Source organism: Faecalibacterium sp. I2-3-92, from assembly GCF_023347315.1.
Taxonomy (GTDB): domain Bacteria; phylum Bacillota; class Clostridia; order Oscillospirales; family Ruminococcaceae; genus Faecalibacterium; species Faecalibacterium duncaniae.
Genome location: NZ_CP094470.1, coordinates 2,457,869 through 2,482,546 on the forward strand (window position 1 = coordinate 2,457,869; position 24,678 = coordinate 2,482,546).

General features: G+C 55.4%; 21 protein-coding genes and 1 tRNA gene. 10 read left to right on the top strand and 12 right to left on the bottom strand.

Going from position 1 to position 24,678, the window contains the following annotated elements; translation table 11 throughout:
* Positions 1 to 38: 38 nt before the first annotated feature.
* Positions 39 to 1,049 carry a LacI family DNA-binding transcriptional regulator gene (locus tag MTP42_RS11965; protein WP_097773341.1) on the bottom strand — a complete coding sequence of 337 codons (1,011 nt, stop codon included), beginning with the start codon at positions 1,047 to 1,049 and terminating at the stop codon, positions 39 to 41.
* A gap of 423 nt (positions 1,050 to 1,472) precedes the next feature.
* Here MTP42_RS11965 and MTP42_RS11970 point away from each other — a divergent pair, with 423 nt between their 5' ends.
* Complete coding sequence (locus MTP42_RS11970) at positions 1,473 to 3,908, top strand: GH36-type glycosyl hydrolase domain-containing protein (protein ID WP_249257414.1); 2,436 nt, start codon at positions 1,473 to 1,475, stop codon at positions 3,906 to 3,908.
* Between the two features lie 147 nt (positions 3,909 to 4,055).
* Positions 4,056 to 5,783, top strand: coding sequence for a DUF262 domain-containing protein (locus MTP42_RS11975; RefSeq protein WP_249257415.1), 1,728 nt, complete (start codon positions 4,056 to 4,058; stop codon positions 5,781 to 5,783).
* A 54-nt stretch (positions 5,784 to 5,837) separates the two neighbouring features.
* Here MTP42_RS11975 and MTP42_RS11980 read toward each other — a convergent pair whose 3' ends face one another.
* From MTP42_RS11980 to MTP42_RS11990, 3 genes are all read right to left on the bottom strand, one after another.
* On the bottom strand, positions 5,838 to 6,590 hold the full coding sequence (locus tag MTP42_RS11980) for an amino acid ABC transporter ATP-binding protein (RefSeq protein WP_373417920.1): 753 nt from the start codon (positions 6,588 to 6,590) through the stop codon (positions 5,838 to 5,840).
* 13 nt (positions 6,591 to 6,603) lie between these two features.
* Positions 6,604 to 7,368, bottom strand: a complete 765-nt coding sequence (locus tag MTP42_RS11985) for an amino acid ABC transporter permease (protein WP_097773339.1) — start codon at positions 7,366 to 7,368, stop codon at positions 6,604 to 6,606.
* A 108-nt stretch (positions 7,369 to 7,476) separates the two neighbouring features.
* Positions 7,477 to 8,313 (bottom strand): ABC transporter substrate-binding protein, encoded by an 837-nt coding sequence (locus tag MTP42_RS11990; RefSeq protein WP_249257416.1) that lies wholly within the window; start codon positions 8,311 to 8,313, stop codon positions 7,477 to 7,479.
* Positions 8,314 to 8,686: 373 nt separating this feature from the next.
* Here MTP42_RS11990 and MTP42_RS11995 point away from each other — a divergent pair, with 373 nt between their 5' ends.
* A complete protein-coding gene (locus MTP42_RS11995; protein ID WP_156067223.1) occupies positions 8,687 to 9,304 on the top strand; it encodes a hypothetical protein in 618 nt (205 codons plus the stop codon).
* Between the two features lie 50 nt (positions 9,305 to 9,354).
* Here the strand turns inward: MTP42_RS11995 and MTP42_RS12000 are convergent, their stop codons facing one another.
* From MTP42_RS12000 to MTP42_RS12015, 4 genes are all read right to left on the bottom strand, one after another.
* Positions 9,355 to 9,813, bottom strand: coding sequence for a threonine/serine exporter family protein (locus MTP42_RS12000; RefSeq protein WP_156067226.1), 459 nt, complete (start codon positions 9,811 to 9,813; stop codon positions 9,355 to 9,357).
* Positions 9,810 to 10,604 carry a threonine/serine ThrE exporter family protein gene (locus MTP42_RS12005; protein ID WP_156067229.1) on the bottom strand — a complete coding sequence of 265 codons (795 nt, stop codon included), beginning with the start codon at positions 10,602 to 10,604 and terminating at the stop codon, positions 9,810 to 9,812. The genes MTP42_RS12000 and MTP42_RS12005 overlap by 4 nt, the downstream gene beginning before the upstream one ends.
* Positions 10,605 to 10,738: 134 nt before the next feature.
* On the bottom strand, positions 10,739 to 12,643 hold the full coding sequence (locus MTP42_RS12010; RefSeq protein ID WP_156067232.1) for a hypothetical protein: 1,905 nt from the start codon (positions 12,641 to 12,643) through the stop codon (positions 10,739 to 10,741).
* Between the two features lie 5 nt (positions 12,644 to 12,648).
* Entirely contained in the window at positions 12,649 to 14,748 is a 2,100-nt protein-coding gene (locus MTP42_RS12015) for an efflux RND transporter permease subunit (protein WP_227622360.1), read from the bottom strand.
* A 237-nt stretch (positions 14,749 to 14,985) separates the two neighbouring features.
* Here MTP42_RS12015 and MTP42_RS12020 point away from each other — a divergent pair, with 237 nt between their 5' ends.
* From MTP42_RS12020 to MTP42_RS12040, 5 genes are all read left to right on the top strand, one after another.
* Entirely contained in the window at positions 14,986 to 15,591 is a 606-nt protein-coding gene (locus MTP42_RS12020; protein WP_005935317.1) for a TetR/AcrR family transcriptional regulator, read from the top strand.
* A 144-nt stretch (positions 15,592 to 15,735) separates the two neighbouring features.
* Positions 15,736 to 15,811: transfer RNA gene (locus MTP42_RS12025), tRNA-Val, on the top strand.
* Positions 15,812 to 16,253: 442 nt separating this feature from the next.
* Positions 16,254 to 16,871: a Type 1 glutamine amidotransferase-like domain-containing protein gene (locus MTP42_RS12030; RefSeq protein WP_005930833.1), complete on the top strand. Its 618-nt coding sequence runs from the start codon at positions 16,254 to 16,256 to the stop codon at positions 16,869 to 16,871.
* 263 nt (positions 16,872 to 17,134) lie between these two features.
* The gene (locus MTP42_RS12035) at positions 17,135 to 18,724 is read left to right on the top strand and encodes a recombinase family protein (protein ID WP_249257417.1); all 1,590 of its coding nucleotides are present in this window, start codon (positions 17,135 to 17,137) and stop codon (positions 18,722 to 18,724) included.
* A gap of 29 nt (positions 18,725 to 18,753) precedes the next feature.
* Positions 18,754 to 19,005, top strand: coding sequence for a DUF6061 family protein (locus MTP42_RS12040; RefSeq protein ID WP_249257418.1), 252 nt, complete (start codon positions 18,754 to 18,756; stop codon positions 19,003 to 19,005).
* 98 nt (positions 19,006 to 19,103) lie between these two features.
* Here the strand turns inward: MTP42_RS12040 and MTP42_RS12045 are convergent, their stop codons facing one another.
* The 4 genes from MTP42_RS12045 to MTP42_RS12060 all read right to left on the bottom strand — a co-directional run bounded on the left by MTP42_RS12045 (position 19,104) and on the right by MTP42_RS12060 (position 22,936).
* Positions 19,104 to 19,280: a hypothetical protein gene (locus tag MTP42_RS12045; protein WP_249257419.1), complete on the bottom strand. Its 177-nt coding sequence runs from the start codon at positions 19,278 to 19,280 to the stop codon at positions 19,104 to 19,106.
* Positions 19,281 to 19,297: 17 nt separating this feature from the next.
* On the bottom strand, positions 19,298 to 20,563 hold the full coding sequence (locus MTP42_RS12050) for a plasmid recombination protein (protein ID WP_249257420.1): 1,266 nt from the start codon (positions 20,561 to 20,563) through the stop codon (positions 19,298 to 19,300).
* Positions 20,564 to 20,937: 374 nt separating this feature from the next.
* Positions 20,938 to 22,254 (bottom strand): DNA primase family protein, encoded by a 1,317-nt coding sequence (locus MTP42_RS12055; RefSeq protein ID WP_249257421.1) that lies wholly within the window; start codon positions 22,252 to 22,254, stop codon positions 20,938 to 20,940.
* Between the two features lie 73 nt (positions 22,255 to 22,327).
* Positions 22,328 to 22,936: a CHC2 zinc finger domain-containing protein gene (locus MTP42_RS12060; RefSeq protein ID WP_249257422.1), complete on the bottom strand. Its 609-nt coding sequence runs from the start codon at positions 22,934 to 22,936 to the stop codon at positions 22,328 to 22,330.
* A gap of 248 nt (positions 22,937 to 23,184) precedes the next feature.
* On the opposite strand from MTP42_RS12060, the gene MTP42_RS12065 reads away from it, so the two are divergent.
* Positions 23,185 to 24,015, top strand: coding sequence for a helix-turn-helix domain-containing protein (locus tag MTP42_RS12065; protein ID WP_249257423.1), 831 nt, complete (start codon positions 23,185 to 23,187; stop codon positions 24,013 to 24,015).
* The gene (locus MTP42_RS12070; RefSeq protein ID WP_249257424.1) at positions 23,999 to 24,664 is read left to right on the top strand and encodes a sigma-70 family RNA polymerase sigma factor; all 666 of its coding nucleotides are present in this window, start codon (positions 23,999 to 24,001) and stop codon (positions 24,662 to 24,664) included. The genes MTP42_RS12065 and MTP42_RS12070 overlap by 17 nt, the downstream gene beginning before the upstream one ends.
* Positions 24,665 to 24,678 lie beyond the last annotated feature (14 nt).

Sequence of the window (24,678 nt, forward strand, 5' to 3'; positions counted from 1 at the left end):
TCAAGGCTCCGGTTCGCCCGGAACCAAATCCAACCCATTCATTCGATGCTGCGCACCGAGCCGCCCTCCAGCAGTTTTCCTGTCACCGGGATCTGCTCGGCCAGCGTCACACGGGGGTGCTCGATCATCTGCACCAGCTTATCCGCTGCCATCCGACCCAGCATTTTGGTGTTCTGCTGCCAGGTCACCAGCTGGGGTTTCATCACGCGGGAGAGGTAAATGCCGTCATATCCCATCACGGAAATATCCTCCGGGATGCTCAGGCCCGCTTCCTGCAGAGCGATGCAGCCACCCATGGCCGAGAAATCATCGGGGAAGAGGATGCAGGTGGGCCGCTGTGGCAGTGCCAGCAGGGCCCGGGTCTCCTCGGCACAGCGGTCGGGATCGTGATACACACCGCTGCGCACATATTCTTCGGGGACCTGCAGCCCCAGCTCCGCGCAGCTCTTGTAGAAGCCCGCCAGCCGGTTCTCCGTCACCGCCGTGCGCTCGCCATGGATAAAGGCGATGCGGCGGTGGCCGTTGGCGTAGGCGTACCGCACCAGCGCCGAAAGCCCGTTGACATTATCGGAAAGGACCGCCATCCGGTTGTTGAACACATGGTCGATGGTCACCACCGGCACATCACTGTTGACCAGCTCCACCACCTGCGGATCGTTGAAATCCACGCAGGCGATCACCGCTCCGTCCACGCCCCGGTAGTGGCAGTGCTCCAGATAGGTCATTGTTCTGCCGCCGAGGTTCCGGTTGACAAAGGTGATATCATAGCCCAGCTTTTCCACCTGCACCTTGAAGCTGTCCAGCACCGCCGAAAAGTACTCGTGGGCCAGACCGCTCTGCCGCTCGTCCACAAACAGAACGCCAAGGTTGTAGGTACGGTTGGTCTTCATTGCGCGGGCCGCCATATTGGGCACATAGCCCATCCGGCGGGCCGCCTCGCGGACACGGTCGCGGGTCGCAGCAGAGATGTCCGACTGGCCATTGAGCGCTTTGCTCACCGTTGCCACCGAGACACCGCATTCACGCGCCAGATCTTTTAAGGATGACATTTCGCCGCCCTCCCTCACAGGGACCCGCTCAGGGCTCCCGAACGAATCCTAAATCGTTTTCGCAATTTCAATATAGCGCACTTTGCACCAAAAATCAAGCAGAAGAAGAAAAGTTTTATCTCAAAAGGCTACATTTCAGCAGGTTGCGAGATTTCATTTCCTCAGAATTATGCAGTCTGTATCGTTTTCGTTACATTTCGTTACCGTTCGATAATTTTTTCGTTCCCATACCGGTTTCCACCCCTGAACCAGCCCGCTGCACCCTTGTTGTATATTTCAGGTCCGCTCTTGATTTTTCCCGCAGGATAGACTATTCTTAGGGTGACAAGTGCCTTTCCCATCCTTGGGCCGCAAATTCTAAATCGTTTTCGCCATCAAATGATTTCAGCATTTCCGGTTTACCCTATAAGGAGGAACAAGGCTATGAGATTCGGACATTTTGATGATGCGCGCCGGGAATATGTGATCGACACGCCCCGCACTCCCCTGCCCTGGATCAACTATCTGGGCAGCGAGGACTTTTTCAGTCTGGTGTCCAACACCGGCGGCGGTTACAGCTTTTACCGGGATGCCCGGCTGCGGCGGCTGACCCGCTACCGCTACAACAATTCCCCGCTGGACATGGACGGCCACCGCATCTACATCAACGATGGCGGCACCATCTGGAACCCGGGCTGGCAGCCCGCCAAGACGGAACTGGACAGTTACACCTGCCGCCACGGTCTGGGCTACACGATCCTGCAGGGCGAAAAAAACGGCATTGCGGCCGCTCAGGAACTATTTGTGCCCCGGGGCGATGCCTGTGAGATCGACCGGCTGACGCTGGAAAACAAGACCGCTGCCCCCCGCACGCTGGACGTGTTCAGCTATGTGGAGTTCTGCCTGTGGGATGCCATGGACGACAGCTCCAATTTTCAGCGCAACTTTTCCACCGGCGAGGTGGAAGTGGTGGAAAGTGCCATCTATCATAAGACAGAATACCGGGAGCGCCGGGATCACTACGCCGTGTTCTGGGCCAACACCCCCGTTACCAGCTTCGACACCAGCCGGGATGCCTTCTGCGGCGTGTACGGCGGCCCCGCCGCACCGGAAGCGGTCAAAGCCGGTCACTGCTCGAACAGCATTGCCCACGGATGGGCTCCGGTGGGTGCCCACCATTTCCATCTCACGCTGGCACCGGGCGAGAAAAAGAGCATCATCTTCGGGCTGGGCTACATTGAAAACCCGGTCCGGGAAAAATTCAGCGCTCCCGGCATCATCAACAAAGCCCGGGCCGAGGCCATGATGGCCCGCTATGCCACCGACGCACAGGTGGATGCCGCCCGCAGGGCACTGGCCGACTACTGGCAGGAGCTGCTCTCGGGCTGGCAGCTGACCTCCGGCGAGGAAAAGCTGGACCGGATGGTGAGCCTGTGGAACCAGTATCAGTGCATGGTCACCTTCAACATGAGCCGCAGTGCCAGCTATTACGAGAGCGGCATCGGCCGCGGCATGGGGTTCCGGGATTCCTGTCAGGATCTGCTGGGCTTCGTCCACATGATCCCCTCCCGCGCCCGGGAGCGCATTCTGGACATTGCTGCCACCCAGTTTGAGGACGGCAGTGCCTACCACCAGTACCAGCCCCTGACCAAAAAGGGCAACAGCGACGTGGGCAGCGGCTTCAACGATGACCCGCTCTGGCTCATTGCGTGCACCGCCGCCTATCTGCGGGAGACCGGTGACTGGTCGATCCTGGACGAGCCGGTTGCCTTTGACAACGACGTGACCAGAGCACAGCCCCTGATGGAGCATCTGCGCCGGAGCTTCCGCTACACCCATACCCATCTGGGCCCCCACGGCCTGCCGCTGATCGGCCGGGCCGACTGGAACGACTGCCTGAACCTGAACTGCTTCTCGGAGCACCCGGGCGAGAGCTTCCAGATCACCGGCCCCAGCGAGGGCCCCGTGGCTGAGAGCGTGTTCATTGCGGGCATGTTCGTGAAATACGGCCGCGAGTACGCCGAACTCTGTGACCACCTGCACCTCACCGAGGAGGCCGCCAGTGCCCGCACTGCCATTGACGCAGTAGAACAGGCCACCCTGACCGCCGGCTGGGACGGCGCATGGTTCCGCCGTGCCTACGATGCCTTTGGTGCCCCCGTAGGCAGCAGGGAATGCGACGAGGGGCAGATCTTCATCGAACCCCAGGGCATGTGCGTGATGGCCGGGATCGGCCGAGAGACCGGTCAGGCCGAAGCCGCACTGAAGAGCGTGGAGGAGCGGCTGGACACCCCGTACGGCGTGGTACTGCTCCAGCCCGCCTACACCACCTACCGGCTCAATCTGGGCGAGATCTCCAGCTATCCCCCGGGCTACAAGGAGAACGCCGGTATCTTCTGCCACAACAACCCATGGATCAGCTGTGCTGAGACCGTGCTGGGCCACGGTGACCGGGCCTTTGCTGTCTACAAAAAGACCTGCCCGGCCTATATCGAGGACATCAGCGAGATCCACCGCACCGAACCCTACGTTTACAGCCAGATGGTGGCAGGCCGCGATGCCCCCACCTTCGGCGAGGCCAAGAACAGCTGGCTGACCGGCACGGCGGCATGGACCTTCGTGAACGTAAGCCAGTACATTCTGGGCATCCAGCCCACTCTGGATGGCCTGCGCGTTGACCCCTGCATCCCCCACACGCTGGCAGGCTACACCGTCACCCGCCGTTACCGGGGTGCCGTGTACCACATCCGGGTGGAGAACCCCCACGCCGTGCAGAAGGGCGTGCAGAGCGTCACCGTGAACGGCGCTCCTATTGCGGGCACCCTCCTGCCGCTGGCAAAGACCGGTGAAAGTGTAGAAGTTGTCGTGACCATGGGCTAGGCGCATAGCTTCTGTTTTGTAGAATTGTAAAGCTCCCGTTTTTCAGCTTTTCCTGAGAAACGGGAGCTTTTGTTTGTGATTCATTGAATTCACAGTGGATTCGTGTTATTCTACTAGTAAATCTGAAAAGCAGCGGGAGGATTTTCCATGGACGCACATAAAGCGAAAATACCTGACATTGTAAACAACTCCACTCTCATTGAAGTTCCATTTTTTCAGCGAGCCTATGTTTGGAAAGAGGATTTATGGGAACGTTTTCTTGACGACATGGCGTTCGTTGTTCAATATAACCGCCCCCACTTTCTTGGAACTCTCATCCTGAAAGACGCTTCTGTTCCTCAGCAAAACACCTCTTATGCAACAAGACTTGCTCTTGTTGATGGTCAACAACGTCTTACGACATTTTTGATTTTCTTAAAGGTGCTCTGTTTAAAAATGAATCAGCCGGGTATCTTTGATACAAATTTTCGCCTAATAACAACGCGGGAGCTTTCTTTACAGCATGGAAAAAATGATTCCGAAGCATTTAAATGCGTTATGGATCAAACAAATGCAGTGCCCATCATAGACAACCGCTCCTCGTCTCCAATTGTTCAAGCATTCAACTATTTTGCTTCACATTTGCAAATGAGTACTTTGAACGACTATATGACAGTCATTTCCAACGTTCAATTTGTCCGGATTGATTTGGGCCCCACCGATGATGAACAGCAGATTTTTGATTCTCTAAATTCCCTTGGCGTTCGCTTAACCACCTCCGAGCTTTTAAAGAATTACTTTTTTAGCAGGAATAACATCACTGCGTATCAAAATATTTGGGAATCTGTTTTTGAAGCCAACGAAAGCGCAAAAGCCTATTGGGATACCGAAATTGAGGCTGGCCGCGTAAAACGCCCACTTATTGATATCTTCTTCGATGCCTATTTTCAGCAGTTTATCCAAAAGAAAAAGTATAATATTAGTGTTGACGACAAATTAATATATGCTCGCACAGATCAGCTTGCCAATTCCTATCAGAGTTTTGTAAACACTTATTGTGGCGGTAATAAAAATACTATTCTGGATACTCTAAAGGATTATGCCACTTTATTCCAGCAAACCTTCAAGTCCGATTTTTGCAGCACAACAATTCCATCAGATTTTGGCATCGAACGTTTGAACATCGTTATTTTTGGTCTAAAAACCACAACGTTGATTCCTTACGTTCTCTACCTTGCAAAAAACATTTCTAATTTAGCCATTCTAAACGAGATGTATGGCATTCTGGAAAGCTACGTTATGCGTCGTATTGTCACTCGTGCTTCCACAACAAATTATACAAAGTTATTTCTCTCCTTTATCGCCAACGAAATACTTACTCCACAGGATTTACGAGACCGTTTGCAAGTGCTTGGCGGCACCAACTCCTCGATTCCTGATGACGCTGAACTTCGGGATGGTTTTGAACACTCTAAACTGATGAACCTTTATTCTAAAGGTGTTCTTTATCTGATTGAAAGCCACATCCGCCCTGCTCAGAGTGCTGTTGTGCTGCATGGTTTCAACAATTACAGTCTTGAGCATCTGATGCCCAAAAAATGGCGCAACAACTGGCCCGCCTGCCCTACCCCGCTGGACGCAGAAAAAAGAGATTCTATCCTTCTGACTCTGGGAAATCTCGCAATCATCCCACAGTCTTTGAACGCCTCCATCCGGGACAGTGACTGGAGCACAAAGAAAGCCGGAAAGGGCCAGGAAAAGCCCGGTCTTACGCTCTGCGCATCGGGCCTTTCCACGCTTCAGGATGCCCTGACAAAAACGGACTGGAACGAGAGTGAGATTCAGGCCCGTGCCCTCTGGCTTTACAAACAGGCACAAAGTCTCTGGAAACTTTAAACCATTCAAAAAATGCCGCCGCACGAATTTGTGCGACGGCATTTTCAGTTCCAATTACAGCATCCTGGAAAGGAAAGCCTTCAGACGAGGATGCTTGGGGTTCGAGAAGAGCTCCTGCGGGGGCTCATCTTCCTGGATCCTGCCCTCATCGATGAAGATGACGCGGTTGGACACCTCGCGGGCGAAGCCCATCTCGTGGGTGACCACCAGCATGGTGATGCCGGTGTGGGCCAGCTCCTTCATCAGCTCCAGCACCTCGCCGACCATCTCAGGGTCAAGGGCGGAGGTGGGCTCGTCGAACAGGATGACATCCGGGTCCATGGCCAGAGCGCGGGCAATGGCAATGCGCTGCTGCTGGCCGCCGGAAAGGCTCTTGGGGAACACATTGGCTTTATCGGACAGGCCGACACGGGCCAACAGCTCCTCGGCGCGCTTGGAAGTCTCCTCCTTGCTCTTGAGCTTGAGCAGCTCCGGGGCCAGGCAGAGGTTCTGCTTGACGGTCAGGTGGGGGAAGAGGTTGAAGTGCTGGAACACCATGCCCATCTTCTGGCGCACGGCATCGATGTGGGCATCATCCACCTCGATGCCCTCAAACTTGATGGAGCCGCCGGTGGGGATCTCCAGCCGGTTCAGGCAGCGCAGGAAGGTAGACTTGCCGCAGCCGGATGGGCCGATCAGGCAGACCACGTCGCCGCGGTAGATGTCGATGTCGATGCCCTTCAGGACATCCAGGGTGGGGGTGGGCTGCTTTGCGCCCTTTTTGGCCTCACCGCCGTAGGTCTTGGTCAGACCACGGACTTCCAGGATCTTTTCAGCATGATTAGCGGTCACCTTGCGCCATCCTCCTCTCAAACTTCGACAGCAGCCATGTAAAGAGCATGACTAAGACCAGATAGACCACTGCAACGCCCAACAGGGGGAACATGGCCTCGTAGGTACGGTTCATAATGCCCTGCGCCGCATACAGCAGCTCCTTGCCGCCGATAACGGTGATGAGCGAGGTATCCTTGAGCAGGACGATGAACTCGTTGCCCAGTGCAGGCAGCACCGCGCGGATGGCCTGCGGAATGACAATGACCACCATGGTGGTCATGTAGTTCAGGCCCAAGCTGCGGCCGGCTTCCATCTGGCCGGGGTCCACCGCCATCAGGCCGCCGCGGATGATCTCCGAGACGTAAGCGCCCGAGTTGATGCCCAGTGCCAGCGCACCGACCATGGTAAAGTTACGGCTGTTGGAAAAGATGACCATGCTCATAATGAGCAGCTGGACCATCATGGGGGTGCCGCGGATGATGGTAGTGTACACCTGACAGACGGCATTGAAGAAGCCCAGCACCGGGTTCCTGCGGCCGGGACGCTGCTGGTCGTGCGCAACACGCACCAGTGCCACCACACTGCCCAGCACCACGCCCAGTGCCAGCGCAATGGCGGTGACCAGCAGCGTGGTGCCCACGCCCTGGATGTACTGCACCCAGCGGTCGTTCAGGATGAACGCCTGATAGAATTTGAAGAACATTTCCTGCCCGAAGTCCAGCTTCGTGCCGCTGTTGAGCAGCTCTTTCAGCAGTTCGTATTGTGCGGCCATTCGCATCCTCGCTTTCTAAAATTGTTAGAATTTTGTAACCTGTTCTTTCCAAAAAAGGGGAGGTGCCCCAGATGGGGCCGCCTCCCCGTGATACAAGGTACAGCTGAATTATTCAGCGGTGATGTACTTGTCCACGATGGACTGCAGGGTGCCGTCAGCCTTCAGCTCTTCCAGAGTGGCATTGACAGCATCCTCCAGAGCGGAACCCTTTGCCAGACCGATGGCGTAATCCTCCTCGGCGTAGCTGGTGTCCAGAATGACCAGACCGGGGTTGGCGGCAACGAACTCCTTTGCAGGGGCATTGTCGATGACAACTGCATCGACCTGGCCATTGTTCAGAGCCTGCACAGCGGTCAGGCCGTCGTCGTATGCGACCACAGCGTCATCGCCGAAGTCATCAGAGCAGTAGATGTAGCCGGTGGTGCCGCGCTGGGTGCCGATCTTCTTGCCTGCCAGATCATCGGGAGAGGTGATATCAGAGCCCTCGGGAACGATGATGGACTGGATGCCGGTAGCGTAGCTGTCGGAGAAGTCCATCACAGCCTTGCGCTCGTCGGTCACGGTAACGCCAGCCATGACGATATCGGCCTTGCCCTGCTGCACGCTCAGCAGTGCTGCGTCGAAGTCCATATCATCGATCTGCAGCTCCAGGCCCAGCTTCTCAGCAATGGCCTTGGCGGTGTCGATGTCGATGCCCTCGAACTCACCGGCATCGGTGGTCATCTCGTACGGAGGGAAGGCAGCGTTGGTGGCCATGGTCAGCTTGCCAGCCTCAACGGTGGTCAGCTCAGCGGCAGCGCTGGTGGAAGCAGCCTCGGAAGAAGCTGCACTGCTTGCAGTGGAAGAAGCGGTGCTGGAGGCGGAACCGCCGCAGGCAGTCAGAGCCAGAGCGGCAGCGGTCAGACCAGCGGCAGCCAGAAAGCTGCGGCGATTGATCTTTTTCATATTCAAACACTCCTCTGTTGATTGTATAATTTTTCACTTTCCCGGCACGATGCGCTTCATCGTGTCATCAAGGAACAGAATTAGTATATGTTGTACAAATAAAAAAGTCAAGTGTTGTGCAAAAAATCGGAACAAATGAAACCCTTTTGAAAACATTTATACATACAGCAGCCCATTCTTAATGTATATATACATTTTGCTCCTGTGTTTCTGTCATTCCGTTGCATTCTGCTAGTGAATCTTCCCACAGGACTTAATCCCGGACATTGACACCTTTTCCTTCTAATTGGTATAATCAGGCTGGAAGCATGGTAAAAGCAGCCAAGCTCAAACCGCGCTGCCCCGCCGGGATGCGGGGAGAAAGGATCCTGCTATGAAAAATCGTATACTGAAAGCCCTGGCCTCCTTTGGTCTGTCCGTCTGTGTGCTGGCAGGCAGTTCTGTGGTCAGCATGGCCGAAGAGACCCCGGGCAAAACCGAGTGCAAGGAACACACCTGGAAGACCACGACAGAGTATAAGACTGAGTGTGTGGAGACCACCTTCCAGCATAAGCTCCCCGATGGCACCACCGAGACCCTTACACTTTGCCCCGAATGCGGCAAGGTAAAGAATAACACCCAGCTGACCAAGGTAAACGGTGTCTTCTCCAACTTTTCCAACCTGATTGTTCACACCGGGACTCTGAAAAACGGTGAGCAGGTAATGACAGCAGCATTCTACTATCCCACTGTTATTGAACGGGTCATCTGCGAAAAGTGCGGCACCGTAAAGAGCGAGGAGGTCACCCCCGCCCGTGTGATGACCCAGCCAGTCATTGCCAGCATCGAGGTACCCGCCAATACCGTTTCCGGCTACAGCCTGATGCAGATCAATGCCGACGGTACCGAAACACCGGTCAATGTTTCCTACAACACCGAGCTGAACAAAGCATATTTCCGTCTGGATGTCACCACCGGGGCCCAGCTGCTGCGGATGGTTCCCACCACCTGATTTTCCCGCATAACCAACGAGACCGCCCACCGGGCGGTCTCGTTTTTGTTTTATCGGCGTTTCTGTGGCAGGGGGATGCCCAGCACCAGGGCAATGCCCACGGCCAGCGCCACGGCGATCTTGAAGGTAGAGATGCCGTTTGCCAGCGCCAGCGCGTTGTCGCCCTGAATGAAGTAGTAGGCGCTGTAATAGATGCCCGCACCGGGCACCAGCGGAAAGATGCCGGTGAGCAGGAACACCGTCACCGGTGCTCTGAGGGTTATCGCAAGGATGCGGGCCAGCAGCGTCAGCGGAATGACCGCCAGCAGCGAGGCTGCAAAGGCTTCCATCCCGAACAGCTCCGCGATCTCGTATACCAGCCACCCCACTGCGCCCACCAGCCCGCAGTAGGGCAGGGTGCGCCTGGGGCAGGCAAAGAGGATGGCAAAACTCAGGGTGCCCGCCCCGGCCAACAGGAACTGCAGGGCCAGACGGCCCAGCTGCTCCCCGGTGAAAAGAAGCTCCGTCATACCACGGCCACCCCCTTCAAAAAGGCATAGAGGCTCAGCACAAGGCCTGTGCCGATGGCGATGCTGGCCGCAATGAGCAGCGCGTCGATCATCCGGATGGTGCCGGACAGGTAATCTCCCTGCACAAAGTCCCGGATGCCCATGGTAAAGGCGATGCCGGGGGTCAGGATCATCAGAGTACCGATGATGGCGTGACTGGCTTCAGTGCCCAGCAGGCTGCAGCCCAGAATACAGCATAGGGTAATGAGGGCGGCAGTGGAGATGGTTCGGAACCCGCCCCCCACGCCGTGCCGCCCGCAGAACAGCAGGTAGGCGTTGGCCGCAACACCGGCCGCAGCGGCGGCAAGCCCGGCTTTCAGGTCGCCGCCAAAAATCAGCGCAAAGCAGAACGCGCCGCCCATGCCCGCCGCAATCTGCACCCAGTCCTTCGGAAAAGGGATGCACCTGGCCTGAGCCAGCCGGGTCTCGGCCTCATCGATGGTGTCCACTTCCCCGGACGCAATCTGGCGGGAAAGCTGATTCACCGCCGCCACCCGCCCCAGGTGGGTGGTACGGGTGGGCACGTTGCGCACCTCGCTCATCTCCGCCGTGCCTGCGCTGGCAAAAATGCCGTTGGTCAGCACATAGACATGGAACTCCCGCAGGTGGAAGCTGGCCGCCATGATCTCCATGGTCTGCTCCACCCGGAACACCTCTGCCCCGTTCTCCAAAAGGGTCTGACCGGCCGCCATAATAAAATCCATGATGCGGCGGCGCTGTTCCCCGTCCGGATACAATCCCCTCTCTGCCATGCTGTGGTCTCCTTAAAATTGGCATAAAAAATGACCGCCTCAACGTTTCAGTGCCTGAGCGGTCATTTTTCTTGACGAATCTATTTGTAGTATAGTCAATCTCCGGCGGCTTGTCAAGCAGGCACGCCGTTTTTTCAGAACTTGAACAGGTTCACGATCCGCTGCCACAGGCGGGTGAAGAAGTTGCCTTCCTGCACATCGGCGGTGGTCTGGGCGGTAACATCCGCAGCGGCGACCGTCTCACCGGTCTTATAGACGAACTTCACGCTGCCGGAAGCATCCTCGGACTTACCGGCAAAGCTGGTGTAATCCTCCAGACGGCTGGTCATCTCGTCCAGCACGGTCTTCAGGCCGTGGATCTGCTCCTCGTCCAGAGCACCGGTCAGCTTGGAGATGCCCTCCTCATTGAACTGGTTCAGGCCATCGTTCAGCCGGACCGTGCCATCGCTGAGCTGGCCTGCGCCATCATTCAGGGTGGTCACGCCGTCATACAGGGTCTTGGTGCCATCGGCCAGCTGGGCGGCACCGTCCTTTGCGGAGTGGGCACCGTCAGCAGCGGTGGCAACACCGTTGGTGTACTGGTTGACACTGGACACGAAATACTGGATCTGCGCCAGGCTGTTCTTCAGGGCACGGACATCTGCGATATCCTGGCTGTTCTCAGCCTGATACTTCAGCTCGTCATGCACGGTCTGTTTTGCGCTGGCAGTGCTCAGGTCAAGCATGGCGCTGAACATGGAGGGGTCGTAGCTCTGCATCAGCCGCAGAGCAGCTTCCAGGTCGTGGTTGGTCTTGGTTGCGGAGAGATACAGGGCAATGTCCAGCTGGCTGTCCTTGAAGCTGGGCTCCTGCTCCCAGACGGTGCGCACCATCTTCTTGCGGGCAGCGGCCAGTGTCTTTTCGTTCATGGTCAGCACTTCGTCAATAACGGAAGCGTAGTTGTCCCAGGTCATGGGGGTGTCGATCAGGCCGCCCTCCATCAGGGTGCTGTTGGCGGAGGCCAGAACACCATCGGCCACCTGCTGGGCACCAGCCTGCAGGGCAGCGTTATTGGAGCTCAGGGTATCCAGACCGGTGGTCAGCTGGCCCAGACCATCGTCCAGGGCAGAAGCACCGCTGTTCAGCTGAGAAGCGCCGTCCAGCAGGGCCAGGGTACCGTTGGCCAGCTGGGAAGCACCGTCCACCAGTTGGGCGGCACCATCCATCAGCTGGTTCATGGCATCGTTCAGCTGGCTGACGCCATCGGTCAGCTCGTTGAGGCTGCTCAGGTCAAAGGCATTGGTGCCCAACGCATCGGCGTTGGTGGCACAGGCCAGCATGACCTGCGGTGCGGTCAGGTTCTCGACATCGGCTTCCACAGTGACGCTGTCCTGCAGATAATCCTCCACAGTAGACAGGTCATCGGGCAGCAGACCGTCCAGAGAGTCCTTCACGCCGGGCAGGCAGACGAAAGCGGCCACGCTGCTCTTGGCGGCAGATTCCAGCATTCCGTGCTCGGCGCTCAGGTTGGTGGCATCCTGACCAAAGATCACGCCCACAGCAGTGATGAGCGGGGTGACAACGGTGCGCTCCTTGCCGTTGACGGTCACGGTGCCGGTCTCGTTGTTGGTCAGGTCGACGGTCACGGTCAGGTGGCCGCTCTTGCCGATCAGGTTCTCAAGGCTGTCGGTCACGCCGTCCAGCGTATAGGTGACATTTGCGGTGATGGGCAGGGCCTTGTCGGTATTGCCCTTATAGTACACGTCGGTGTCGTCGGTGTTCCAGACCAGCTTTTCGCCGTCCTGGGTGAACGCGGCATCGCTCTCGGTGTTCTGGATATCGGTCAGGGTGCTCTCATCGGTGACATTGGACAGGCCGGAAGCGCTGTACAGGTGCTCGCTGACGGTGGTGGACTTGATGGAGCCGTCGGCGTTCATCACGGCGTAGACGGTCTCATCCTTGGAATAATCGGCCTTGGCGGCTGCAAAGGCGGGCAGGGTCATGCCTGCGGCGAGAGTCAGCGCCAGCGCCGCACTGGCGAAACGAAGCGATTTTTTCATGGTAATTACTCCTTATCAGACTTCTTGGCGTTGGAAGATTCAGGGACCAGCCAGTGCATGGTGGTGTGGCGGATGACCCAGTCCAGCAGCATCAGGGCGGCGGGCAGAACGACCAGAATGACAGCCATACTGATCAGTGCGCCGCGGGAGATGAGCCGGCAGATGCTCTGCAGCAGCTCCATCTTACTGATGGCGGCCACGCCGACGGTTGCGGCAAAGAAGGTCAGGCCGCTGGTCAGGATGGACTGGCTGCAGTGCTCCAGCGACTGCTGGGCAGCTTCCCGCGGGGTGCGGCCATAGCTGCGCTCCTCGTGATAACGGGTGGTCATCAGGATGGAGTAGTCCACAGTCGCGCCCAGCTGGATGGTACCGATGACGATGCTGGCGATGAAGGGCAGCTGGGTACCGGTGAAGTACGGAATGCCCATATTGATGGAGATGGCGGCCTCGATGCTGGCAACCAGCAGCACAGGGATGGACAGGCTCCGGAAGGAGATCAGGATGATGGCAGCGACTGCCATGATCGACCAGACGTTGACGTTCTTGAAGTCCACGTCTGCAACCTCGATCAGATCCTTGGTCATGGCACCCTCGCCGGTGATGACACCGTTGGGGTCAACCGCCTTGATGAGGCCATTCATCTCGGTCAGCTGGTTATTGATGGCATCGGTGCCGGTCTTATAGGAGCTGTTGGCCAGAATGAGCTTGTAGCCGCCGGACTGCAGGATCTCGGTCACGCTGTCGGGCAGCAGTTCGGTCTGGAAGCCCGGGCCGGTGATGGAATCCAGGCTCACCACCTGGGTGATGCCGTCCACATCCTTGAGCTCATCGCAGAGGTCAGACACCTGCGTTGCGGTCAGGTCCTCATCCACCAGAATAAAGTGGGAGGTGGTCATGCCAAAGTCCTCGCCCAGCTTGTTGGTGCCAACGATACCGGTCAGGTCCTGGGGCAGCGAGTCGAACAAGGTGTAGTAGACCTCGGTCTTTTGCTGGGCCACCACAAAGGGCACCAGCAGCACAAGAAAGACGACCACGATGGGCATTGCGTGCTTGGAAACAAAGTAGCTGAGCTTGGTCAGCTTGGGCACGATGGTGCGGTGCTTGTACTTTTCGACCTGCTGATCAAAGGTCAGGATCAAAGCAGGCAGGATGACGATGGTGCAGATAACACCCAGCGCCACACCCTTTGCCATAACAACACCGATATCGCGGCCCAGCGTCAGGCGCATGGCGCACAGTGCCAGGAAGCCCGCAATGGTGGTCAGGGAGGAAGCGGTGATGGAGGTCATGGTCTTGCAGATGGCGGTCACCATGGCTTCCTCGTTGGAGGAGCGGAGTTCCTTTTCCTCCTGATAACGGTGGAGCAGGAAGATGGAGAAGTCCATCGTCACGCCCAACTGCAGCACCGTGGAAAGCGCCTGGGTGATGTAGCTGATCTGACCCAGGAAGATGTTGGTGCCAAAGTTGTACGCAATGGGGAACAGCAGGCCCAGCATGAACAGCACAGGCGTGATGGTGCTCTCCAGCGAGAGGAACAGCACCAGCATACTGGCACCCACAGCGCACAGGATGTACAGCGGCATCTCTTCATTGATCAGTGCCTTGGTATCCTGCAGAATGACGCTCATGCCGCCAAAGTAGCAGTCGTGCCGCAGCACCTGTTTGATCTGCTTGACGGCGTTCATCGTCTCGTCGCTGGCGCTGGGCGCATCAAACCGGACGATAAGCATGGTGGAATCGTTTTTACCGAACATGAACTGCTGGACATCCGCAGGCAGCATCTCGGTGGGGATGCTGGGGTCGATGACATCGCTGAGCCAGAAGGTCTGTGTGACACCGGGCACCGCATCAATGTCCTTCTTCATGGCGATCAGTTCATTGGTAGGCAGGCCTTCCACCGTGATCATGCCGGTGGAGGCCAGATGGAAGTCGTCCTCAAGCGCTACCTCGCCGATCATGGAGTCAAGCTCCTGCGGCAGATAGGTCAGGACATCATAGTTGATGCGGGTAGCAACCGCGCCGATTGCGGAAGGGATCAACAGCAGGACCGCTACTGTTAAGATCAGCTTGCGCAGACGCACGATGCTCTGTGCGATCTTTTTCATGGGAACCCTCCATACGAAAGTTGATTGGATCTGCCCCAAAAATGACCCGTGGTCATTTCTGAGCAAGCACTATTATAACCAATCGACGCAAGGTGTCAAGATAAAAAATGACCAAAAGTCAGTTTTCTTATCACAAAGCAAAAATTGTATAGCTTGTCCGGGGGCTTTTGCTCTTGCGCTCTTCCCTTCTCCCTGCTAAAATATTGTTTACACGACAAAACAACGTCAGAAAAGAGGATGCAGCAAGCTATGAGCACCGTGGAAGGAAAGAAACAGGAAAAGCGCCGTGCGCTTCTGGACGCAGCTTACGAGCTGTTTCTGGAGCGGGGCACCTCCAAGACCAGCGTGGAGGATATCACCTCCCGCGCCAAGGTGGGCAAGGGCACGTTCTACCTCTATTTTGCCGATAAGGGTTCGGTCACGCAGGCCCTGCTGGCCCGGGTGAGCTACCAGCTGCTGGACAACGCCTGTGCCGCCGCCGAGCAGCACGCTGCCGAGCTTACCAGCTTCCCCGACCAGATGATCTTTGTCATCGACCATATCATCGAAGCCCTGCGCGCGGACACCCTGATGCTCCGCTTCCTGGAGCGCAGCTTTGTCTGGCCCGGGCTGGATCAGATCGAAGCCAGCGGGGAGGCCGAGCCGCTGATGCGCAAGGTCCTCCAGATCGTGATGTGCAGCCCCGAGATGGCGGGCCGCACCGAGCGGGAGATCTACCAGCGCATCACCGCCCTGGGCAGCATGTGCATATCGGTGTGCTACACCTCTGTATTGGAGGGCAAACCCGACAACATCGACAACATGAAGCCCATCCTCTATGACATCATCCGCCGGGCGCTCTGAGCGCACCTCTCCCCCGCCAGCCCCCGCAAAGGGGCCTTTGTGCCAATCCTCCGGGGCAAAAAACGGAAAAGGCAGACTTTTTTCAAAAAAGCCCTTGCAATTGCGCGAAAAATGTGGTATCATACTCAAGTCGATACGACATCTGGACGGTTAGCTCAGCTGGTAGAGCATCTGCTTGACGTGCAGGAGGTCACAGGTTCGAGTCCTGTACCGTCCACCATACAGTTCGTACTCGAACCCGATTCTTTACGAAAAAGGGTTCGGGTACGTTTTTTGTTTATCGGAGGTTTTGCGGAAGGACTACTCGGAACGGTAAACGAGCAAAGGCAGGGTATCACTATGATAGTGGTATCCTGCCTTTTGCTTTGCGGAATCAAGTTCGCTTTGTGCGAACTTGGTCGTCCCCCTATATGGCGCGTTTGGGAGTAGTCGCTGCGTACGTGCGTACCGGGAGCCTGTACACCTCTGACAAGGTGTAACACACTAGACTTTGTGCCAAAGTCTGTGTGCCAAGGGGTCAAGCCCCTTAGAATCCCTGCGGAGCGTGTACGCACGTACGCAGAAAAATGGCAAAATTTCACTATATCGGGGTGTTCTTTCATGGTGGAGTGTGGTATACTCGGCTTAGCCCAGTAAATCGGAGTTTGACGAGGTAAAAGAATATGAATGGAAAACATCTATTTCTTACATCTGCAGGGTTGACCGATAAGATGAAAGAGAAATTCTTTGATATTATTGGAAAGTGTCCGAAGGATGTGAAAGTGCTTTATATTCCAACAGCTGGCATTGAAACAGATGGTGCAAGAGAGTCGCTTGCAATATGTTTTCATGAACTCTTTCTAATGGGAATTCAGTACGAAAATATATTAGTGTACAATCTGGAATTAATTCTTTCAAAAGACTATCAAAGAACCTATTCTTCGTATGTTACAACCCCGTTTATGCTTACAAGGCTATTAACTTTTGAAGAATTAAACCAATTTGATGCTGTTTTTGTCAGTGGTGGTGATGTATCTGTGCTTTGTCGTGAAATGTCTAGAACTGGTTTTGATAGAATACTTAATAATGCAATTAAAAACGGACTTATATATGTCGGAATCAGTGCAGGAAGTATGTATGCGGCGGGAAATTTAACAGATGGATTACATATTATTGACAATCCTATTATCCCCCATTGGAATGGTTCTGAAACAACAGTATTACCGAACGGCAAAGATGAGATTAAGCTTGCTGATGGAAAAGCTGTTTATGTAGAGGATAATTACATGAGTGTAATATGATGCACATGTAGGATTAGTCAAATTCCAGTTTGCCGTACTCGTTCCAGCAGGGTTTGGGGCAGGCACGCCCCAACAAGAAGCTGTCCCAAAGGGGCAAGAATTTTCAAGAATTGAAAATTTGTGGCCACGGGACGATTCTTGCTCTCACCTTTTTCGCTGCGTTTCGCAATTTTCGCATTTCACTCTGCTCGCAGATTGTTGACAAGCTGCGCTTGACCCGATACTATAAAGGCAAGTCGAATACACGCCAAGGAGGTGCAACCATGACCGCCGTAATCTACGCCCGCTATTCATCCGACAGCCAGCGAGAAGCGTCCATTGAGGGACAGTTGCGCGACTGCAAGGCCTACGCCGAGAAGAACGGCATCACCGTGGTCGGCACCTACATTGACCGTGCCTACTCTGCCAAAACGGATGACCGCCCAGACTTTCAGCGGATGATCAAGGACAGCGGAAAGAAAATCTTCGATGTGGTTCTGGTCTGGAAGCTCGACCGCTTTGCCCGGAACCGATTCGATGCCGTGAACTACAAGTACCAGCTGGAAAAGAACGGTGTCCATCTGGTGTCTGCCATGGAACCCATCTCGCAGGGGCCTGAAGGCATTATGGTGGAGAGTATGCTGATCGGCATGGCGGAATACTATTCCGCCGAACTCGCCCTGAAAGTGGCGCGCGGTGAGCGCGAAAATGCCCTCCAGTGCAAGTACAACGGCGGCGTGGTGCCGCTGGGCTTCACCATTGGCAAGGAGGACAGGCTATACCATATCGACCCGGAAACGGCTCCTATTGTGCAGGAGATCTTCAGCCGGTACGCCGACGGCGAACCGGCTGAGAAGATTGCCGCATCCCTGAACGAGCGCGGCCTGCGTACCCGCACCGGGAAGCCGTTCGTAAAGAACAGCTTCTTCCAGATATTCCGCAACCGCCGCTACATCGGCGAATACCGCTACAAGGACATTGTGACGCCGGGCGGCATTCCGGCCATTGTTGACAAGGACTTGTTCGACCGGGTGCAGCAGCGTTTCGAGCAGAACAGGATCGCCCATGGTCGGCCTGCAAAAGAGGATGTGAGCTATCTGCTGACCACCAAGCTGTTCTGTGGCAAGTGCGGCACCCTGATGGGTGGCGAAAGTGGCACCAGCCACATGGGAAACACCTACTATTACTACAAGTGCGGCAACGCCAAACGCCACGGCAAGGCGCACTGTGACCTGAAAGCCATCCGCAAGGAGCCTCTGGAGCGGTTCGTGGTGGACACCGCCATTAAGGTGATTTTTAACGATGAAATCATCGAACAGCTGATAGATTTGGTCATGGAAGCCCAGCAGAAAGAGAACACCCGGCTGCCTGTCCTGAAAGACCAGCTCAGGGACACGGAGAAGCGGCTGGCAAACCTTCTGGAAGCCATTGAACAGGGCATCCTGACCTCGACCACCAAGCAGCGGCTAGACGAATTGGAAGCCCGGAAAGAAGCCCTGAACACCAGCATTCTGGAAGAAGAACTGAAAAAGCCCGTTCTGACCCGTGAGTGGATTCGGTTCTGGCTTGAGAAATTCCGCAAGGGTGACGTGGGCAGCACGGAACACCAGCGGCAGATCATTGATACCTTTGTCAACTCGGTCTACGTCTTTGATGACCGGGTCGTACTCAATTTCAACTTCACGGACGACGCCAAAACGGTCACCCGTGAGGAAGTGTTGGGTTCGAGTGCTGTGGACAATGCTCCACCAAACAAGAAAAATCCGAACCTGTTTCCGATTGGAGAAGGGTTCGGATTTTTCGTTTTCTTTGGGTACAACAACGAAGGCTCCCGTGGACGGCGCAAAACTCCGATACCTTGTCATAGACCGTAAGCCAATAACAAGATTTGGAGGATGCGATTATGAAGTACGATGAAAGAGCCTGCAAGTTCAACATGGATACTGGCTGCGTGGAGCTGCTGCTCCGGGATGGGAGAATGATCTCTATCGACTGCACTGGGGTCGAGGATGCACTGGATGTGACTATGGCACAAAGGGCAGAGTTGGACTATCTCGTCTATAATGACCCGCTGGGCTATGCCGAGTTGATTTTGAACGGTGACCCAGAGGAATATTTGAAAAATGCAGCCGGGAGCCATGGGCTAGAAGATTAAGGACAAAAAAATAAGAGGTGTGCCCAACTGGACACACCTCGGTGAGAAACATCTATGTAAGGCAGGGCGTTCCCTTCTCCGGGAGCGTCCTGCTGTTTTTATGCTGCGATGGGTGCGGTGTTCAGAGTTTCCTGCTCTTTCAGCCACTCCTCATATTCACGCTGGCCTTCCTTGCTGTTAAAAAACTCAACCATGGAGGGATAAAAGCAACGTGCAAGGGTCTTGATTGCTTCATCCGGGTAGCCGGATTTGTTTAACTTCTTCTTTTTGTTCAAATGGTATCCTCCGAAAATCAAAGTTCCATATCTTGCCCATGCTTGCGGTTTCGCTGCTGCACATTCATGGTGCGTTCCTGCTTGGGTGCAAGAATCTTTTCAAGAAAGCCGCGCACCAGTTCAGGCGCACGGTGGAGGGCGTCCAGATAGGGCTTCACTTCATACCAGAGTTCATGATACTTTTGCCCCCAATGAGCAGCTTCCTTCTTGGCGGCGGAAAGTTCTTCTTTCAGGCGGCGGTTCTCAACGTCCATCATATAACCATGGTCGGCCTGCTTTTTCAGTTTGGAAAATTCTTCTTCGGTCAACGAATAATTTCCAAGGAACGTGCGCTTGCCGATACCATCCAAGTCCCGCGCATGAATGAGGGCTTCTTTTGTGAGCGTAGCCTTTTTCTGAACTGCGGCGAGTTCCTTCTCCTTTTTGGAAAGTGTTTTGTTGGTCTGGGTGAGATGCTGTTCTTTCTGGTCGATCTGGGCTGTCAGGCTGTCCAGCCGCTCCTGTTCCCGCTGGACTTTGAACTGGGTGACGGTCAAGTGTTCTTCGGTGCTGCCACGCTCACCGCGCTCTACATCCGTGTACCCGGCGTTGCGCATATAGTTGAAGAAATCATCTTGCAGGACACTGTACGACTTCTTCAGGACTGGCTTGCCGTTCTTTTGCAGGACAGGCTTTTCGGCATCGTCCAGCAGGAGCTTGGATGCCCACTTCTTACTCCGGCTGACCTGCATGACAGTCTCCTTGACTGTGCCGACCAGTGCCTTGTCCTTGCAGCGTTTCGACCATAGAATCTGCTTTTCCACTACAGGCACATAGACCACATGGAGATGGTAGTGGTAGACCTCCTGGCCTAATGCTTCGGTTATGGCGCGGTTGATCTCATCGGCGTGCATGACTGCCGAGAGGATATACTGCTCACCGCCCACGATTTGCACAGCAGCTTTGTAGGCATCCGCATAGAACTGCTTGGCGAACTCGTAGCCGCCGTGGTTGTCAAAGTAGGCTGAGTTGACATCAAAGACAAGTTCACAGTAATGGGTAGCATCCGGCTTCAGGCCGCGCGTGGAAATGGTTCCAGCGGCTTCCAGTTGGGCAAATAGGTCAGTGTAGCTGGCAGTAGGCTTTTTGAAGTGGACGTTCCATGCAGTGCGCTGGGGGATGATGTCGGGGTTCCGATAGCTATCCTTTTCGCGCTCGTTGTGCTGCTGGGTGTTGCCGACTGCCTTGTCCGAAACGGCGAGATTTCGGACACTGGTGCGGTCAATACCATCATTTCTTGCCAAGGGCATCCCTCCTTTCGGGGTTCATCGGGAGGTGACGGGGAACGGAGATGCACTTCTGCGGAAGTGTAATAACCCACTATGACACTTTCATCCCTGCGGTCTGCAAAGTGTAGTGGGCTCTCCGAGGGGGAACGAGTGAAAACGTCTCCTGCGGGAGAGTTACAATCAAGTTCGCACAATGCGAACTTGATTGCTCCGTACGCATCTGAAAAAATCGCGTACGGACTTCAAATAACCCGTACGGTCTGTACGGTGTACGAACAGGCGAAATACAAACGATAACACGTTTTAATTTACCTCTGCTTGCCGTACAGGTGCGTACAAGTACAGACCGTACAGGTTGTACGAACTTCTTCCGTGAAAAAATGCACTTTTTACGGACAGGGGTGGACAAGCGGTTCGATGCCTACAAATCCACGCACCCTGCGGCCACCGGGCAGGTAGATGTTGTTGGTGGCTTCGAGGTTATAGCGGCGGTCATTCTGGCACAGCTCTGCGCTGAAACGGATGGCCGATACGCTGTGGCAGGCGTTGTCCTCGCACCACTGTTTATAAATGTCATAGAACTCCTTGGAACTGATAGAGTAGTCCGCCTTGAAGCGGAAGTAACCCTCCGATTCCATGAAGTCGATGACGTTGTTGCTGCTGCGCTTGATGGTGTCCACGTTGGCAGCGGCACGTTCGCTGACGGTGAAGCGGAAATCGTTCTGCACCAGCCGGTGTAGCCCTTCCAGACACCACAGCAGGATGCCCTCCAACTCGGCGCACATCTTCTCCACAAGGAAAGGGTCATCCGTGCGGTCGGCGGGCTTGTCCTTGGTGGTCAGGATGAGCTGGCGGCGAAAGAAGCCGTCCGAATGGTCATACAGCGAGGTCAGCGCACCGTTGCCGAAGCAGAGAAACCGGGCGTAAATGTCCCGCTGGTAGCTCTGGACGCCCTTGCGCTCCAAGTCCAGCTTGGCTTCGGCGGTCACGATGGTCTTAATATAATTCGTCTTGGGCAGGGCGTTCATATCCATATCATCGTCGATCATCAACAGGCGGCGTTCCAGATCGGCACGGGCAAAGCGGTTGTTCTCGACTTTCTGGACGCTGCCATTGCTGGCGGCATCCCCCATGAGCCGTTTCAGCACCAGCCCAATGCGGGATTTGCCCTCGCCGCCCTTGCCGACAATGAGCATCATCTTTTGGCCTTTGGTGCTGGGGATAAGGCAATAGCCCAGATATTCCTGCAAGGTGGGGATGTCGGCATCGTCCAGCAGCTCGTGCAGAAAGGTCAGCCAGCGGTCAGGGCTGGGTGCTTTCGGGTCGTACTTCACAGGCAGGCGGTTCTGGCAGAACAGGCGGCTCTCCTGAAAAGAGCCGTCCGGCAGATGGTACACGCCGTTGTGGAGGTGGATGCAGTCCTGCTCGATGGGAAACGGGTCGGAAAAGGCCAGCAGCTTGATGGTCTCCAGAATGTTGGTGACCTTTTTGGACAGGCCGGAGGTGACATATTCCTCGATGTTCTCCAAGATGCGCTGCTTGATCTCACTCTCATCCTCTACCGGGCCGTCCAGCGTGTACAGCGTTCCGTTGACGCATTTCAGCGGCCACTGTTCCAGAAAGGCACGGCCAAACTGGACTTCATCGATTTTTTTGCCGTTGTACCAGTCCGGCCATAAGGGGTTGCGGGAAATGTTTTTCTTCATAGGGTGGTTCTCCTTTAGAAAAGTGAAGTGGTGGGTCTCACCGTGAGACCCACCACTTCAGGTGAATAAATTATCAGGCGCACTTTGCCAGAGAAAGGCGGTCGGTGCGCTCTTCCAGCATCAGCAGGAATGACCCGGACAGCAGCCGTGCAGCGGCATCGGCCTTCTGCTGAGGCGTTCCGAATGCAACGCAGTCCGTCAAGTGCTCGATGGTCTCGGTCATGTGGAGGGCTTCTTCAAACCGTGGGTCATGCGGCTCCTCCGGGGTGGCAGGCTTGTAGCGCTCCTGCCAGTCGTGCAGCAGGTCAAGATAGTCGGTCAGCACCCGCAGGCAGTAGGCGATGTCTGCCCGCTGCTCGTCCGTCAGGCCGCGCTTGGGCGGCGGCAGGGCGATGGCATTGGCGGGCGGCTTGTCCGGGTCAAGCCCGAAGTCGTGTATCAGCTTCTCGGCGGCTTGCCGGGGGTTCAGGTCGAACAGTTTGGCGGTGAGGTCGATGGCATCTCCATTGGCTCCACAGCCAAAGCAATAATAATAGGTGTCGTTCAGCTTCATGCTGGGGTCGCTGTCGGAATGGAAGGGACAGCACACCATGCCATGGCGGTCGGGTTCCATGCCGTACATCTCGCCGACCTGCCGAACGGTAATCGCAGATTTGATTTTCTGGTACAGGCTCAAGGGCATTCCTCCTTTGTGTTGTGTACTGCACCGGAGTACCCGGCGTGGAAACTCCGGTGTTTTTGCCTCGTGCCTGAATATACGGAAAATTTTGCAGAAAAGGCGAAAAAGCGGCAGAACTGCAACGAAAAAAAGAAAAATGCCCTCACTGGTTGCAGGACTGCAACAGCGAGGGCGAAGAGAAAACCGTATATTGAACAAAACGGCAGAGCGTATTATAATGAGGAAAAAGCTCAAAAAGGAGGGCCGACCACATGGCACAGGAATATCTGCCCGCACCATCCAACGTCCGTCTTGCGGACTTGATGAAAGAGCACAACATCAGCCAACCGGAGCTTGCCAAGGAACTCGGCTGCTCCAAAAGCACTATCAGCCGCTACATCAGCGGTGCAAAAGGGACGCTGACCCATGAGCAGGTGCTGAAGATCGCAAGGCTGTTCAACGTGTCCACGGATTTTCTGCTGGGAGAAACCAACATCCCCGACCGCAAGAACTACGATATTGCCGAACTGGGCTTGTCCGTTGAAGCCGCAAAGAACCTCTATACAGGGCGTGTCAATACAGAGGTGGTCAATCTTCTGCTGGAAAACGCCCGCTTTGCAGAGCTTACTTACCGCATATCGCAGTATTTTGATGATACCTTTGCTTCCGGCATCGCAGCACAGAACGCCATGCTCACGACATTGAGCACCCTGCTGCGTACCAAGGTTAAGACCCCGGAAGCGGCCAAGGCCGCCAAAGACATCAACCTTCGGAGAAAGCCGGTGTATCAAGGCGACCTTGATGACATTGAGATGTACTTTATGGCGGCGGTCAAGGAAATCAAAAAGGGCATCGGGAGCCATTACGCCGAACAGGAAGCCATGAGCAAGAAAGTGGCAGAGAAGATGTTCACTGAATTGACCAAAGGGCAGGATGTGCAGCACCCAACGATTACGGCAGAGCAGTTGACAGATGCAATGTTGGACAGTGTTTCGGGCATGGAAGGAGCCACGCCGGAAGCACTGGAACAGCTGCGGAACGGTCTGCTGGGAATCTTGCAGTCTGCCGCAGAGCAGGAAAACGCCCATGAAGCAGACGAATGAACGGCTTTGTGCGCTGGCACAGAAAGGCGATGCTGCCGCGCTGGACAGCCTGATCGACAACAACAAGTCCTTTATTGGCAAGGTGGCGAATGACCTTTTTCGCAGCATGAATTTGGCACAGGCTGGCCTGAACCTTGATACAGACGATTTGAAACAGGCGGGCAATCTGGGCTTATGGAAAGCTGTGCCGAAGTTCGATGCAGCGCGCGGCATGAAGTTCCTGACCTATGCGGCTCCTGCTATCCGCAATGCTATGACGGATATGGTTCGGGATGCCTTTAGCGCTTTTGAGCAGCGGATGGTAACGGAGGACAAGGATGGTACCTGTTACCAGCGTGTTTCGCTGGATGATGTTCTGCCGGGAGAGGAACAGCTGCGGCGCATCGAAGCCATAGCCGACCCCTATGCCATGCAGCCGCAGCGCATTATGGAAGAACAGGAATCGCGCCGGGAACTGTACGATGGACTGAAACGACTGACCCAGCGAGAACAGACCTATCTGCTGTATCGCTACGGATTCACGGACGGTGAGGAACATCCCCTGATCGGTACGGCGATATACTTCCACCTGACAAAGAGCCGTGCCCAAAAGACCGAGGAACAGGCCATGGATAACCTGTGGTTGGAACTGCCGTGGTGGTATATCTGAAGGGGTGCTTTTGC

Bases quoted from the DNA above. Each gene is read 5' to 3' on its own strand.
- MTP42_RS11990 (WP_249257416.1), bottom strand. From the start codon at position 8,313: ATGAAAAAGATCAATCGCCGCAGCTTTCTGGCTGCCGCTGGTCTGACC.
- MTP42_RS12040 (WP_249257418.1), top strand. From the start codon at position 18,754: ATGAAGTACGATGAAAGAGCCTGCAAGTTCAACATGGATACTGGCTGC.
- MTP42_RS12035 (WP_249257417.1), top strand. From the start codon at position 17,135: ATGACCGCCGTAATCTACGCCCGCTATTCATCCGACAGCCAGCGAGAA.
- MTP42_RS11965 (WP_097773341.1), bottom strand. From the start codon at position 1,049: ATGTCATCCTTAAAAGATCTGGCGCGTGAATGCGGTGTCTCGGTGGCA.
- MTP42_RS11970 (WP_249257414.1), top strand. From the start codon at position 1,473: ATGAGATTCGGACATTTTGATGATGCGCGCCGGGAATATGTGATCGAC.
- MTP42_RS12005 (WP_156067229.1), bottom strand. From the start codon at position 10,604: ATGGCAGAGAGGGGATTGTATCCGGACGGGGAACAGCGCCGCCGCATC.
- MTP42_RS12015 (WP_227622360.1), bottom strand. From the start codon at position 14,748: ATGAAAAAGATCGCACAGAGCATCGTGCGTCTGCGCAAGCTGATCTTA.
- MTP42_RS12010 (WP_156067232.1), bottom strand. From the start codon at position 12,643: ATGAAAAAATCGCTTCGTTTCGCCAGTGCGGCGCTGGCGCTGACTCTC.
- MTP42_RS12070 (WP_249257424.1), top strand. From the start codon at position 23,999: ATGAAGCAGACGAATGAACGGCTTTGTGCGCTGGCACAGAAAGGCGAT.
- MTP42_RS12060 (WP_249257422.1), bottom strand. From the start codon at position 22,936: ATGCCCTTGAGCCTGTACCAGAAAATCAAATCTGCGATTACCGTTCGG.
- MTP42_RS12065 (WP_249257423.1), top strand. From the start codon at position 23,185: ATGGCACAGGAATATCTGCCCGCACCATCCAACGTCCGTCTTGCGGAC.
- MTP42_RS12020 (WP_005935317.1), top strand. From the start codon at position 14,986: ATGCAGCAAGCTATGAGCACCGTGGAAGGAAAGAAACAGGAAAAGCGC.
- MTP42_RS12030 (WP_005930833.1), top strand. From the start codon at position 16,254: ATGAATGGAAAACATCTATTTCTTACATCTGCAGGGTTGACCGATAAG.
- MTP42_RS12055 (WP_249257421.1), bottom strand. From the start codon at position 22,254: ATGAAGAAAAACATTTCCCGCAACCCCTTATGGCCGGACTGGTACAAC.
- MTP42_RS11985 (WP_097773339.1), bottom strand. From the start codon at position 7,368: ATGGCCGCACAATACGAACTGCTGAAAGAGCTGCTCAACAGCGGCACG.
- MTP42_RS11995 (WP_156067223.1), top strand. From the start codon at position 8,687: ATGAAAAATCGTATACTGAAAGCCCTGGCCTCCTTTGGTCTGTCCGTC.
- MTP42_RS12000 (WP_156067226.1), bottom strand. From the start codon at position 9,813: ATGACGGAGCTTCTTTTCACCGGGGAGCAGCTGGGCCGTCTGGCCCTG.
- MTP42_RS11975 (WP_249257415.1), top strand. From the start codon at position 4,056: ATGGACGCACATAAAGCGAAAATACCTGACATTGTAAACAACTCCACT.